This window comes from Pelagirhabdus alkalitolerans (genome assembly GCF_900096905.1).
Lineage (GTDB): Bacteria > Bacillota > Bacilli > Bacillales > Amphibacillaceae > Pelagirhabdus > Pelagirhabdus alkalitolerans.
Genome location: NZ_FMYI01000001.1, coordinates 26,882 through 42,214 on the forward strand (window position 1 = coordinate 26,882; position 15,333 = coordinate 42,214).

Annotated in this window: 10 protein-coding genes; 3 read left to right on the forward strand and 7 right to left on the reverse strand. The window is 36.0% G+C overall.

Translation table 11 applies throughout. The features are described 5' to 3' along the window. The first annotated feature begins 43 nt into the window (after window positions 1-43). Window positions 44-793, forward strand: a complete 750-nt coding sequence (locus tag BLR62_RS00115) for an alpha/beta hydrolase (RefSeq protein WP_090791537.1) — start codon at window positions 44-46, stop codon at window positions 791-793. 83 nt (window positions 794-876) lie between these two features. On the opposite strand, the gene BLR62_RS00120 is transcribed toward BLR62_RS00115, so the two are convergent. From BLR62_RS00120 to BLR62_RS00130, 3 genes are all read right to left on the reverse strand, one after another. Then, window positions 877-1,203, reverse strand: a complete 327-nt coding sequence (locus BLR62_RS00120) for a hypothetical protein (protein ID WP_218119736.1) — start codon at window positions 1,201-1,203, stop codon at window positions 877-879. A 410-nt stretch (window positions 1,204-1,613) separates the two neighbouring features. Continuing rightward, on the reverse strand, window positions 1,614-5,714 hold the full coding sequence (locus tag BLR62_RS00125; protein WP_245719373.1) for a leucine-rich repeat protein: 4,101 nt from the start codon (window positions 5,712-5,714) through the stop codon (window positions 1,614-1,616). A 28-nt stretch (window positions 5,715-5,742) separates the two neighbouring features. Further along, on the reverse strand, window positions 5,743-6,141 hold the full coding sequence (locus BLR62_RS00130) for a DUF4870 domain-containing protein (RefSeq protein ID WP_176759165.1): 399 nt from the start codon (window positions 6,139-6,141) through the stop codon (window positions 5,743-5,745). A gap of 344 nt (window positions 6,142-6,485) precedes the next feature. On the opposite strand from BLR62_RS00130, the gene BLR62_RS00135 reads away from it, so the two are divergent. Beyond that, window positions 6,486-7,175, forward strand: a complete 690-nt coding sequence (locus BLR62_RS00135; protein ID WP_245719358.1) for a response regulator transcription factor — start codon at window positions 6,486-6,488, stop codon at window positions 7,173-7,175. Window positions 7,176-7,188: 13 nt separating this feature from the next. Further along, the gene (locus tag BLR62_RS00140) at window positions 7,189-10,443 is read left to right on the forward strand and encodes an ATP-binding protein (RefSeq protein WP_176759166.1); all 3,255 of its coding nucleotides are present in this window, start codon (window positions 7,189-7,191) and stop codon (window positions 10,441-10,443) included. Between the two features lie 292 nt (window positions 10,444-10,735). Here BLR62_RS00140 and BLR62_RS00145 read toward each other — a convergent pair whose 3' ends face one another. The 4 genes from BLR62_RS00145 to BLR62_RS00160 are packed head-to-tail and all read right to left on the reverse strand — an operon-like array spanning window position 10,736 to window position 15,066. Then, entirely contained in the window at window positions 10,736-11,431 is a 696-nt protein-coding gene (locus tag BLR62_RS00145; protein ID WP_090791546.1) for a tryptophan synthase subunit alpha, read from the reverse strand. Continuing rightward, window positions 11,432-12,715: a PTS ascorbate transporter subunit IIC gene (locus BLR62_RS00150; protein ID WP_090791548.1), complete on the reverse strand. Its 1,284-nt coding sequence runs from the start codon at window positions 12,713-12,715 to the stop codon at window positions 11,432-11,434. 4 nt (window positions 12,716-12,719) lie between these two features. Continuing rightward, window positions 12,720-13,001, reverse strand: coding sequence for a PTS sugar transporter subunit IIB (locus BLR62_RS00155; protein ID WP_090791550.1), 282 nt, complete (start codon window positions 12,999-13,001; stop codon window positions 12,720-12,722). 1 nt (window position 13,002) lies between these two features. Continuing rightward, window positions 13,003-15,066: a BglG family transcription antiterminator gene (locus tag BLR62_RS00160; protein WP_090791552.1), complete on the reverse strand. Its 2,064-nt coding sequence runs from the start codon at window positions 15,064-15,066 to the stop codon at window positions 13,003-13,005. Window positions 15,067-15,333: the final 267 nt, after the last annotated feature.

Here is a 15,333-nt window from a genome sequence, read left to right on the forward strand (position 1 = left end):
ATGATAACGTTATCAAAATACATATTTGAGAGGATGATTAAAAATGGCAAGAATAACATGTGATTTCTTTTCTGAGGCACTAACATTAAATACATCAATGACGGTTATTTTACCAGAACACAAGACTAATAAGCTTCTCCCCACCCTGTATTTACTTCACGGTTTCAGTGATGATCATACGATTTGGACACGCCGTACATCCATTGAACGTTACGTCTCTGAACTTGGGATAGCGGTTGTCATGCCCAATGTTGATCACAGTTTCTATACAGATATGGCTTACGGTAAAAAGTACTGGACGTTTCTAACAGAAGAGTTGCCGCAAGTCGCAAGGTCTTTCTTTCCGTTATCGGACAAGCGAGAAGACAACTTTGTGGCCGGTTTATCAATGGGAGGTTATGGTGCTTTTAAGTGGGGATTAAACAAACCCGATCAATTCGCAGCGATCGCTTCCTTATCCGGGGTTCTAAACTTAGCCCAACACCCTCAAGAAAACACTGATCACCCAATGGCGCAAACACTTTATAATGTTTTCGGTGGTGACAATATTGAGGGAAGCATGCACGATATCTTCCATTTAACACGTAAGCTCGACCAATCAGACGAGCCAAAACCGATGCTTTACCAAGCTTGTGGTACCGAAGATTTCTTATTTGAAGAAAATATTGCATTTAAGGAATTAACAGACAGTCTATCATTAGATGTTAAAACTACATTTGATTCAGGGACGCATGAATGGGGATATTGGGATTATCATATTCAGGAAGTGCTGAACTGGCTACCTCTAAAGTGATGAGGTGTTTGAAATATGAGGGGCTTGTGATCAGTAAAATGAATTTTCCTTTTACCAATCACTGCCCCTTCTAATTAGACTTTTCAAATAAATGCTAAAAACGTGAAGATATACTGATTAGCTTTTGCTGCAGATCGACCTTGTACTCCATGTGACGAATACTCATTTGATAAGATCTGATCGTTGCCATGGTCAATTAATGCTCGTTTCAATAAGGTCACTAGAACAAACGCACCCATAACAACAAAAATACCAAGTACAATACCAAATCCAGTTATATTTTCTGGTAAAAAGTTCAAAAAAATATATACAAATAAAAACAAAGAGAACAAAACACCCATTGTCAACATTCCACCCAAAAACGCAAATGGCATTACCCCAAATAATAAATACTTCAACATCCTGATCATAAAAAATGGCATTGTCTTTTTTATCAATTCTATTATGGAAAGGTCTACTACTACACACCACTTATGGCGCTATGACCAAAACTTAAGAAGCTTTGATTCAAAGGTATTAAGAAATCAAACTTTTAATAAATGACATAAAAAAACCGGGTTTCGTATAGATTCGAGCAATGCATTGTTCTTCCAAGCAACACAACAATCTTATCTGAAACAAACTTCAGAATGAACACAATCTTGGAAAACAATGAATTCACACACAATCTATACGGTTAGACCCGGCTTTCTCTTTATTCTGAAAATAGAAATGATTCCTTCAGGATTTGCACTTATTCAAATGGTGATGATTTACTAACGTTACGAATTGATATTTTGAACTGTATACATCTTCAGAAAGAAAATCATCTATATCTCTTTTATTTATTCTTTAACTCTCTTAATTTTCTTCGCTTTAACCAATAAAGATAGATACCCGTTAGCATGAAGACCAAACCGATTAATAAAAGATTGAAGATGCTTGCATTAGTATCTGGTAATTGATCTGACTCATCAGATTCGGTTGTTTCAACTGTTTCTTCTTCAGAGACTTCATCTTCTGGGTCTTCTTCATCCGGATCATCTCCCTCTGGGTCTTCTCCCTCTGGATCGTCTCCTTCTGGGTCTTCTCCCTCTGGATCATCTCCTTCTGGGTCTTCTCCCTCTGGATCATCTCCTTCTGGGTCGTCTCCCTCTGGATCGTCTCCCTCTGGATCGTCTCCCTCTGGGTCGTCTCCCTCTGGGTCGTCTCCCTCTGGATCGTCTCCCTCTGGGTCGTCTCCTTCTGGATCATCTTCTTCTGGGTCGTCTCCCTCTGGATCATCTCCTTCTGGGTCTTCTCCTTCTGGGTCATCCTCAGTTTCTAACTGTTCAAAGACACCATAGGTTGAGAATCCATCAACATCAATCGAGATCGTCTGATCTGTTTCATTGACTTCTCCATCCCGAGCTTCCCATTCTTCGGTCGATTCATTGAGATAATAAATATCGATATCATCTGGGTTTGCTTCTTGATCATAGCCCATTGTTAAAACAAATGTGCCACCAAGAGGAACCTCTATAGATGAATTATCAAATGTAAATGTTAAAAGGTCCCCTACTTCTTTTAACCCTACTTGACTACTCTCGCTACCTTCATAAATCTCTACTACAAGTGTTGTGTGCGAAGGTAGGTTCTCAGGCATCGTTAATATAGTACTTGTTCCTTGTATTTCATACGTTTCACCGGCGACCACATATTGTGCTTCTTGACCGGGTTCAATCACAGTCGCTTCCTCTACAGTGACCATTATTGATGCTTCAATATCATCAGGATTTAACTGATCATTTGACAGCTCAAGTGCACCCGTGAATGTGTAATCCCCTGGAGTTGACGCATCGTATTCTGGATCTCCATCATCCCAAGTGACTGGCAACAAGTCTGTGCTACCATCATCAAATGTAACTTCTACTTCATCTGGTAGAGGAACGTCATCGTGTGGTGTTCCGACTGCTACCGTGATATCTGCAACAGTCACACTTTCGACTAACTGCTCAAATGACTTAAACGAATGATCAAAAGCTTCAGCATAATCTGCTGTCGTCGAGTCAAAATAGCCATTTAGCGTGATATCTTCTGGATTTGTTTGATTATCGCCAAACACATTACTCCCAAAGTACATCTCTTCATTGTGAACGAAAACATCTGTTAAAGCATTTCTTGTAAATACTGAAAAGCCAAGATGCTCAACGCTTTCAGGGATCTCTATACTTGTTAAATCATTCCCTGAAAATACTGCATTTTGAATATTCGTCACAGTATTTGGAATCTCCACACTTGTTAGACTTTTTTCATAAAATGCATTACTTGCAATGAACGTCACTTCTCTTCCAATTATATGAGACGGAATCGCAATTTCAGTATCACTTCCTAGATAGTCAGTGATGTAGAACAAATCATCATCATAACCTTGCCCTACATAGTAGCTAAATGTATGCTCATGATCAATTGCATAGTCTTCTGCTGTTGACTCACTATACCCGCTAATTAATAAATCTTCTGGGGCAGATTGATTACCAGTAAAAACATCTTCTCCAAATGTCACTTCTGAATTATAAACCGTAACGTATGATAATTGATTGTCTTTAAATGCCTTATCGTTAACCGCCGTAATACTTTCTGGAATATCGACATGTGTTAATGCATTGTCATAAAATGCACGATAAGCAATCTCCTCGAGTCCGTTTCCAATCGTTATTTCACTTAATTCATTAGAAACAAATGCTCGTGCGCTGATATTTTCGACACTGTCTGGGATGTCGACGCTTTCTAAATTGTTGCCATCAAAGGCCCTCGTTCCTATATGTGTCAAATTCTCTGGAAGATCAATACTTGTTAGTTCATTATCTAAAAATGCTGATTGACCTATTGTTGTGACCGTATCTGGAATTTGGACACTCGTTAGGTTTTCATAAGCAAATGCGCCTGTTGTAATAGTCGTTACTTCTATCCCACCAAGTTCAGCCGGAATGTCTACATCCGTATCACTACCGGTATAACCGTTAATTGTGATCGTTCCAACGGAATTCTCGAAATATGAAAAGTCCGTTTCCTCGGGTGAAACTTCCACAGTGACTGATGCCTCTATGTCATTAGGATTTGTAAAATCAGCTTGTGATTGAAGTGTCCCAGTGAAGACATAGCTTCCAGAACTCATGCCATCATAAACTGGTTCACCGTCATTCCAGTTGACCGCGATTTCCTCAGTAGAGTCATCCGAAAGCACAACGTCCACTTCTTCAGGCAGCGCTAAATCTGACATTGCAGTCCCATAATCCACTGTCATAGGATCCAGCTCGCCGACTTCTTGAACGATAAGCTCTGTTACAGTAACCGTAAGTGACAAACTCAACATCTCAGGATTTGCGATATCATCAGGCAAGTCTAAGATTCCTTCAAACGTATAATCGCCTTCGCTTTCTCCGTCGTAAACAGGATCAGCTTCATCCCATGTAACTGAAATAGCCTGTTGTTCATCATTATTCAGATCCACATCGACCTCTTCAGGTAGCGGCAGATCAACCAATGGCGTGCCGAAATCAACATCCACACTTTCTAGAGAAGGAACATCCACAACCATTAGATTAATAGGATCAAAAGAATAGCCTTCATTTTCTGCAAGTGTTTTGGCAGTTGATGGGTCATAACCTCTGATGACGAGCTCAGTTGGGTCTTCCTGATTATTAACAAACGCCTCTTCATCCAGGTCTGCCGACTGATTCTCAATTGTCACGTGTTCCAAAGCATTGTTTGTAAATGCCAAATTATTGATTTCTTCAACGTTTTCAGGAAGAATGACCTCTTCAAGTTGATTGTCACGAAATGCTTGGCTTCTAATCCGTTCAAGGCTTTCAGGCAAGTCGATGGTACTCAATTGATTACCTGAGAACGCATTATTTCCTATCGACCAGATGGTATCACTCATTGTCACACTGGTTAGTTGATTACCCTCGAAAACAGATGATTGAATGATACTGATGCTGTCAGGTATAACGATCTCTTCAATTTGATTACCTTGAAATGCCCCATTGAAAATTGCGTTGATGTTTTCTCCAAGATCAACTTCCGTGAGCTGGTTATTCTGAAAAGCATATCCTTCGATCTGAGTCAGATTTTCATTCAATTCAAGTGTTTCTAAATCATTATTAAAAAACGCATACATATAAATATGTTCCAGTGATTCCGGTAATTCTACAGAGGTCAGGTGATTATCTCGGAATGAATTCCTCTGAATCTCTTTCAGTGAATCGGGTAAATCAACACTTGTTAAGCCCTGTTCCCGAAATGCTCCGTTATTAATATTGGTCACCGTCATACCGTCAATCTCTTCCGGAATGATGAGATCTGTATCTGCTCCGGTGTAACCGGTAATCGTTACGGTTCCATCACTTTCTTCCCAATCAAAATCTTCTGCTGTATCGTCATCTGAGTCTGAAAAGGCACTGAACGTATGCCCATTAGCATCTGCATAGGCTTCTGCTGTCGATCCACTATGACCTTTAATCACTAGATCATCTGGATTCCCCTCGAACGTATTGCTTCCAAGGTCTACCTCATCATTATGAATCGTAACGGTTGATAATTGGTTATTTGCAAATGCGCTGTTACCAATCTGTTCAACACTCTCTGGGATGACTACACTTGTTAAATTCTCATCATCAAACGCATTCATTAAAATTGTTTCTACATTCTTTCCTTCGATTTGACTTGGAATCTCAATAGCCGTATCACTTCCCGAATAACCATTAATGGCAAACGTTTCACCTAATTGCATTCCTTCAAAGTCTTCTTCAGAGGTGCTTGTTGATGAAATACTTTCTGCTAATGCTAAATCTGTTAAATTAAAAAAAGGATTAAAGATTAATACGAAAGAAAATAATATCAATAGGTTTTGACGCAACCAAAACCTTGGCCGTTTACGTTGGACACTTCTTCGATTCATTTGATCCACAATCATTCTCCTTTATTTATTAATTATTTTTATTCACTTGGTCTCTAGCTATCTTACTGATCACTGGAAGTGTAAAGCGTTTGTTCTGATAAGCTTTCCACATTGTATAAATCCATAAAAACATAAATACCGGTGACAATAAGATACCAATTAACCAGCCGATAATCGGAATAACGGATAGAACGGTATTCAATATAATGATAAAGATCGTTAAGATAATCGATTGAATCGCATGATACCTAACAAAACTGTTATCCTTCTCGATTAATAAGAATATAATGCCCGTTATGGCACCCGCAAAGTAACAAAGCATTCCTGCTAAGTTTTGCTTCATCCCTGATGATGTTGTTTGATTCTCTTCTGTCCCTCCTTCTTCATCCTCTTCAAAAATAGTCTGTTTTTCCACATCTTCGCTCATCTTGTTCACTCTCCTTCAATTAGTTTTTTATTGACTACACATTTATTGTAAAAAAGGAATGTTAAAACGACGTTAAATAGTCAAAAATTTCTGTATTATTTTATGAAACATAGATTATAAATGATAAATTAGTACTCTGTTTAAACGAAATCTAACCTAGATTTAACCTTTGTTCGATATAATTTGGTAAACACAATCCAACTTTAGGCGTAATAAACGTTTTTGGAAGATTCTGAGTTTTGGTGTACTATATAACTATTAGGAATAGCGTTAATTTGGGTATTTTGTTAATAATAGGTTGGATCACTTGTGGACACGATAATTAAGAAAGGATGGCAATTGACGTGGAGAACAAGTTAATCATGATCGTTGAAGATGAAGCGGGCATTCGTGAAATGACGCATATGTTTTTATCAGAAGTAGGATACCAAGTGGTCGCAGCAACAAGTGGAGAAGAAGCGTTGAAAAAGCTAGAAACAGTGAACCCGCATTTGATTTTACTAGACATTCAAATGGAGGGAATGGATGGTTTTTCTGTCTGCCGACAAATACGAGAAAGTTTAACGGTACCTATTATATTTCTAACGGTTCGTCGAGAAATCACGGATAAAGTGAAGTGTTTTGAGTACGGTGGGGATGACTACGTCACGAAGCCGTTTGAATTTGAAGAATTACACGCACGAATCAAAGCGAATATTAGACGCTATTACACGTACCCAAAAGAGGAACGCGATATCTTAAAATATGATGATATAGAGATCCACTTACACAATTACAAATGCTTTTTAGATGGAGAGTTCGTTGAATTATCTACAAAGGAAATGGCGCTATTGGTCTTTCTAGCTAAGCACCCTAACCGTGTCTGGAGTCAAGAACAATTGTATGATCAAATTTGGCAAGAAGAGGCCGTAGGAAATATTGAAACGATCAAAGTTCATATTAATTATTTGCGTCGAAAAATCGAAAAAAATCCTTCAAAGCCTAAATATATAAAAACAGTTCGTGGATTTGGTTATGTATTCACCGGATCTTAAGGGAGGGAAGATGGTGATCAAACAGATTTATAGAATTACGATCCTCTTTGGCATGATCACGTTTATCACTTTAATAACAGCTCCTAACATCCATTCACAACGTAACGAACCGATCATCTTAGATGATGAAACGTCTATGATCGATCTATATACTGGGAGTGATTTACTTAAAGATCGTGACGGAGCATTTTCAATCGATGATGTGACAACAGGGAACTTATCTGAAGCATTTATGCCAGCAGATGATATTGAACAGCAAACAGGTTTTTTTGACACATCCACGTGGGTGCGTTTCGAAGTTGATAATCAGTCGAGCCAACAGGAGTGGATACTCGAGTTTGCCTTCCCGCTTATTTATGATTTACAACTTTTTGTTGAAGAGAACGATGAGATGGTGTTGCTCCACCATACAGGATCGGACTTCCCTCATCACCAAAGAGAGATTGATCACCGCCATTTTATTTTCGAATTATCTATTCAACCAGGCGAGTCCAAAACCTATTATGCCGTTGCTGCAGGTGGCGGCGATCTTCATCCTCCGATTAATATTTGGGATCACGACGCCTTTGTTGAAAAATCTCAAAATGAATTTACTTTGCTCGGCATCTTTTACGGCGCTATATTCGTCATGATCTTATATAATCTATTTGTTTTTTTTAGTTTGCGTATGAAGAGTTATCTCTATTATGTACTCGTCATCACCTGCACGTTATTTGCCAAAATGTCGATTAACGGTATTGCCTTTCAATATATTTGGCCCAATGCACCCGCATGGAATCGAACAGCCACACCTTTTTGGGTTGGTTTAGCATGTATTTTTATCCTCATCTTTACGAACGTATTTTTAGATGCGGAAAACTATCTTCCAACATTTAAAAAAGTATACGCGCCACTAATCGTATTAAACAGCTTAATTATTATATCGATTCCGTTTTCTCAGTATCTCTCTCTTTACTTTATGGTGATTGGTTCATTTTTCACTTTTATCACCGTCCTTTCAACTAGTTTGCTTTGTTTAAAACGTGGAGCAAGGCAGGCTCGGTTTTATGTTGTCGGTTGGTTTATCTTTTTAACCGGGGTTTTTATTACGATTTTAGAACGACTCGTAGTTCTCCCTTATTCCATTTTCACTGAATATGCAGGTCAAATCGCCATTACGATGGAAGTGGTGCTTCTTTCTTTCGCCTTAGCTGATAATATCAATATCATGCGAGAGGAAAAAGCAATCGCAGAGAAAAAAGCCCAAGAAAGCCAGCAACTTGCACTCGATAATTTGAAAAAAACCGACAAGTTAAAAGATGAATTCCTCGCGATCACATCACATGAATTAAGAACACCATTGTATGGGATCATTGGCATTGCAGAATCGCTTGATGAAGGGATTTCTGGAGAGTTATCCCCCGATATGAAAAAGCAATTATCCCTCATCATTTCAAGCGGTCATCGCTTAATGGATTTAGTGAATGAAATATTAGATTTTTCTGAGTTAAAATATAATGCTCTGAAATTACAACTTAAACCGGTCTCGATCAATGGCGTCGTCGATATTGTCATTGCCTTATCCAGACCCCTATTAAAAGAAAAACCGATTCACATCAATAATGACATTCATGAACAACTACCCGCCGTACGTGCTGATGAATACCGGCTCCAACAAATCTTTTATAACTTAGTCAATAATGCGATAAAATACACAGATGAAGGGACCATTACCCTATCGGCGACAGTCGACAAACATGACTTAACAGTCTTTATATCGGACACAGGCCAAGGTATTTCTGATGATGAGTTAGAGACCATCTTTCATCCTTTTAAACAAGGTGATGCCTCCACAACGAGAAAGATGGGAGGACTTGGGATCGGCCTTAATATTACGAAAGATCTCGTTACCTTACATGACGGGCATTTAGACGTTCAATCCGATAGGGGTGAAGGCACGACGATTTCGATTTCACTTCCATTATTTAAACAAGCCACTGAACCAATAGAAGAAACAAACACATTCAAAGAACACCACGTCATGGAAGAGCCTGAACTAATTGATATTGAACATGGCTCTAGTGAAAAGAAAGCTCGAATTCTGATCGTAGATGATGAAGTTGTGAACTTACAAGTCTTAACGAACCAGCTCACTTTAAACGGGTATGATGTTTTATCCGCCTACAAAGGAGAAGATGCGCTACGCATGATCAATGAACAAAACATCGATTTAGTTATTTTAGACATTATGATGCCAGACATGTCCGGGTTTGAAGTAAGTCAAACGATCAGAGAATCGTATTCACTAATGGATCTTCCCATTCTCATGTTAACAGCGAAAAATCAGTTAGATGATAAGTTTTTATCATTTGAAGCGGGAGCCAATGACTATTTAGCCAAACCTTGTAATAAACAAGAATTACTCTCTCGCGTTAAAACATTAATTCAAACGAAAAAACTTAATCAAGACCTCATCATGTTAAATCAAGAACTAGAGGAAAGAGTTAAAGCACGCACAAAAGAATTACAATTTGTGAACGATGATTTAAAAATAACGAATGAAAAATTAATCAAGATGGCTGATTCTAGACGTCAACTATTAGCAAATATTGCTCATGAACTTGGATCGCCAACTACGATCATTCATAATTATGTCCAATCGATTCAAAAAGGTTTAGTAACGATCGATGATCAGCGCTACCAAACATTAGTCTTCGATAAACTAAACGTTCTGAACCGGTTAATAAATGATCTGTTTGACCTTTCGAAACTGGAAGCGGGTAAATCTGATTTGACTATTCAAGATATCAGATTAGATGAGTGGATAAAACAGTTATATAATGAATCCCAAATGACTGTAGAACTCGAAAATAGAGTGTATCAAAAGGCTAACATCCCCCTATCTTTTAAAAATTACTATATTCAGATTGACATCGAACGGATGGATCAATTGTTTTCTAATTTAATTTCAAACGCCATTAAAAGTACCAATGAAGGATCTGGGAGAATTGGTCTCAAAGCCAAACTCCTAAGTGATCAACAGGTCACCATAAACGTGTGTGATGACGGAGAAGGGATTAGTGAAGATATTTTGCCCAATATATTTGATCGATTTTACGAAGGATCGACACGAGAATCGAGCCGGAGACAAAACGGAACAGGGTTAGGACTCGCCATCGTTAAGCAAATCGTAAAAAGTCATTACGGTGAAATTAGTGTCGAAAGCGAAAAACATGTTGGCACATGTTTTTCTATTACTCTTCCCATAACAAAAAAATCGGTGAAATAATACTTCTTTTTTAACAAAGCGTTAAATCTATTAGAAAAATCAAGGAATCGCAGAAAAATTTGAAGTGAAAACCGGCATTGTCTTCTCAACAGAAGATCAATGCCGGTTTCATTTTTGATAAAGATAGCATTTCATCAAAATGAGTGAAACACCATCTTTTTCTAGTTATTTATAGTTTTATCCACAACTTTTCAATTACCCTATTTAATTATATTTTAGGGAATAACCTATATTCTAAACTATTTTAATAGAGCACCATTAGTAATTGACTAAGTTTATGTCGCTATGTTATTTATACATTGTCTGACAATGTATCCAGATAGCTCTCCACATATTTTAGCCCTTTAGTATCACTGTTAATCTGATTTATAAATTCAGTACCGATGATAACTCCATCAGCTCCATTTTTTAATGCAGCCTCAATATCGTCTTTATTTTTAATTCCAAATCCTAAAAACAATGGTAAATCCGTTTGTTTTCGTAGTCTTTCAATCGTTGACTTATATGATGCATTATTTATATCAGATCCTGTTCTATCACTTGCTTTTACATAGCAAAAACTGATATTATCTTGTAATTTTCTATTCAATTCCTCTTCAGTATCCTTATTTTCATCATATACATTTATCTTAGGTATAGCTGGAAACTCGATTAAAGGATTGTCAACGCAAAGTACTGCATTGTATAAATTCATATCGACGGATTCTATATTAAATGCTTTAAATCCATCGTAATATGTCATTAATATAATCTCTAATTGTGTATTATTTTTTATCCATTTTAGAATATTTACTAGCGTCTCAGAATTGTAATCATTCACTAGATGTTCATGGATAGTAGTGATTGTATTCCCATCTACAAATGGATTGGTTGAAGGAACCCCTACCTCCAAATACTTTACGCCCTTTTCATCTAACATTTTGCAAATCGATTTAAATTTATCAATAGTTGGGTAGCCGAGTACATTATAAAAAACTATATTGTTCATTTAAGAACCTCCAGATAGAAGCCTTAATATATAGCCTAGAAGAGGACCCCAAAAAGTATAATCTGTCTCACTTAGCACTCTCATGACTGCTTCATAGGATCCTACCATTGGGAGTAGTAATGCCTGCCCAAATATAAGGATGAATCCATTTAGTGTTGAGCCTAATACAGCACCTCGACGACCACCATGAGCATTACCAAATATTGCTGTTATTGCTCCGGTAAAAAATGTCGGTATTAGTGCCGGAAACACAACTATTGGATATCCGACTAATCCAAGAATCCATGTTCCAACTAAACCTGCTAACAAGCTCATCAAGAACCCAAGTGGGACTGAATTAGGATAAGATGGGAACAGGACAGGTACATCTAACCCTGGCTTTGCATCTGGAATAATTCGATCTGCAATACCATTGAAAGCTTCTAAAACCTCAGACAACAACATACGTACTCCTGTTATAATGACAGTAATCCAAAGACCAAATAAAATACCACTTGTAATAGAGAATAAAAGTATACCTTGACCATCACTTAGGTTTTCCATGACCCAGGTTGGCCCAGCAAATATTGATAAAACTAAAAATAAAATGAACATAACTAACGTTAATGAGATGGACATCTCTCTAACAAAATTTAATGACTTCGGTAGTTTAATCTCTTCAAGATCTTTGGATTTATTTCCAAGATACTTACCAATAAGCGATGCAAATACAATACCGATCGAGCTTGAATGTCCTAAAGTAAAATCTTCTCCACCTTTGATAGCATACATAAACTTATCAACATACCAGGAAGAAACGGATAGATATACAGCTAATATTAATGATCCTATAATAACTAAAGGTATGGTACTCAGGTTGGTATTAAACATTAATAGCGCTGCTATTAATCCTGAGAAAAAGAAACTTACATGTGCTGATAAATGGACATACTTCATAGGCGAAATACGAGCTAATATTACATGGGCTATAAAACCGATAACAAATATTAAAGCCATTTCTGATCCAACATCCTGTAAACCAGCTGCTTGAGCTGCTCCTATATCGGTTGTTCCAACTTCAATCCCAAAAATTCTACCAAACATTGGTTGTAAAGGTAGAAGTGACATCCCGAGTTGCTGAGAGGATACATTAATCATTTGGAAACCAATCATTGCTTTAATTGTACTGGGAAGTGTTTGATGCCATTCATCTTTTTGAGCAATTGAACCAATTATTATAACTATGCCGATTAAAATCATTGGATCGCTTAAAACATTATTAATGATATACATTAATAAATCCATGTATTTATACCCCCATTTCTTTAATTTTTTCTAATAACTCTTCTCTTAAATAATCTTTATCTGTTAAATTATCAATTTTTAATACATTAACATTTTTGGAACGTATAACATTGGCAAAATCAGTTGTAGTAACAACTAAATCATAATTAGAACTATCTAATGAACCAATGTCACTTGAGTCGACTTCTGCTTCTATCCCCTTTTCTCTTAATATGTTCTTTGTATTCTTTTTTAACATCATACTCGTTCCTACGCCTGCACCACATACTGTAACTACACTTAGCATATTACTCACCCTTTACTATTTTTAGTATTGTCTCACTTGTGTTTGCTTCATTTATTTTCTCAATGGATTTTTCATCTGATAATATGTCCATAAGTTCTGATAGTGCTGTTAAGTGGGATTGGTGGTCAATTGCACATAATCCGATGACTATATTTACAGGATCATTTTTGGGATGACCAAATTTTACTGGCTTTTCCAAAGTTATGATGCTAATGCCAATATCGAGCGCCCCCTTTTCAGGTCTGGCATGAGGCATGGCGATCCCAGGTGCAATCACTATATAAGGTCCATTATCCGTAAATGTATTTACCATTGCATCAATGTACTGTTCTTCAATAAGCTTTTCTTTTAACAATAGTTTACCAGCTGCTATTACAGCTTCTTGAGCATTATCCACTTCTACATTAGTTTCAATCAATCTATCTGTGACTACATCTTTTAACAATATTTCACCCCCTACGGCATTGTCTTTGTTACCTTTAGAATTTAATAGCAAATTTAGTTTGTTTTCTAATCCGCTATAATTATCGATCGTTATATAAGGAGCAATTTCATAAATAAATTCGTGGATATCAACAGAAGTTTGTTTTATGTTAATATGCTCTGTTAATTTATTCTTATCATTGTTATTTAATAAAGGACTTACCTTTATATAATCTACTGGACTTTCGTTTAATTCTATTGTTGAAATAACAAAATCTACAATTAATTTAGGTTGTATTTTCAAAAAATAATCTTTTGAATACGTTCCAACAATAGTTAAATCGAAGTTTTTATTAAGCTCACTTTTCAATATTGAAGCCGTACTAACTCCTTCTTGGCATACAACGACAATACTTGGCTTTTTATGAAAAGTATTTAACTTCTTTTCGAATCCAGAAGCGAATAATAACACAATATAAGTTATCTCATCCTGATTAAACCTAACCTTATATATAGATTCAAATTTTGATAAATTTCTCTTAACTACAATATATAACTTTGGATATTTCTGAATTACATCATTCTTAATAGGATTTTCAAAGTATATATTGTTAAGTAATCTATAAATAGCTGGACGTAAGTGTTGGTATAACCCTTTATATAATTCTTCATCTGAGGATAGATTCATTCCTAGCTCATTTGAGATTTTATAAATCAATTCTTTAATTAAAAACTGATAGTAAATCCAATTATCTGATTGTAAGCTGACATCTTGAGTGTAATAAGATGATTTTTGAAATTTACTAGTTAAATAGATTGTTTCATTATCGATTACTTTTTCATTAATTAAAATAGGATAGTATTCAGTTAAGAAACGATTGACATGTTCATATTCCTTTGAAAAGATCTCTTTAAATACTTTTGGTTTATTAGTAATTAAATTTTTCTGAGATATTCGCATAAAGCTAATCGATAGTGAGACACGTATATAATTAAGGTACTTATCTACGTAGTTAATATTCATTGATTCCGAAACATCAGTTATTAAACGACCAGCATTTTTAGTGGATTCATTATCTAAATATTCAACATAAAAATCATCAATTTCGTTAAAATCACTTACTTCATAATCAGAAAATATCATTCTAATTAATAAATCCCGTACGTCTTCTTCATTACCTATAATTCTACTACCTTTAAATTTCTTTGTTTCTAATTTCAAATTATACTCGGATAATCTTTTGACTACTTTTGATCGATCACTTTTAATTGTAGAGAGTGATAGATTTAATTTACTTGCTATTTCTTCGGTAGTAATCCCCTGATTATTTATCATTACTAATATGAATATTTGGTAATCTACTCTTTTAATCGGGTCTATTTCATTTAACTCTGATGATTGATCTTCTATTTCTTTAAGAACCAAATAATAGGCATCTTTATTTGGTAACTCTATATAATAAATTCCTCCTCTCTTTTGTAACTCAATGCCTAATGTCCTTCCTAAATAAACCCTAACTTCATTCAAATCGTTATAAATTGTTCTTCTAGAAACATTAAAGTGTTCCGATAAGCTACTGAGCGTTACTTGTTCCTCTGGCGTTATTAACAAATTTAAAATATATAACGATCTCTTATTCATATTTACCTCCTACACTTATAATATCTCTTTGTATGCGCTTTCCAAAGTGTGAATCTGTTCATTAATTTTGAAAACAAATAACTAATAAAGAAAAAGGTTATACTTATTCAGATTCGATAATGTTCTATACACTTGCTTCAAATATAATGACACGATGTAAAAGAAGAACATTCTCCAAATGTTTTAAATTTAACTCCATACCATTGAGAAAACCAGAGATCTCGTAATCAATTATTAGGAGTTAACTTACTCCACTTATGATAACTG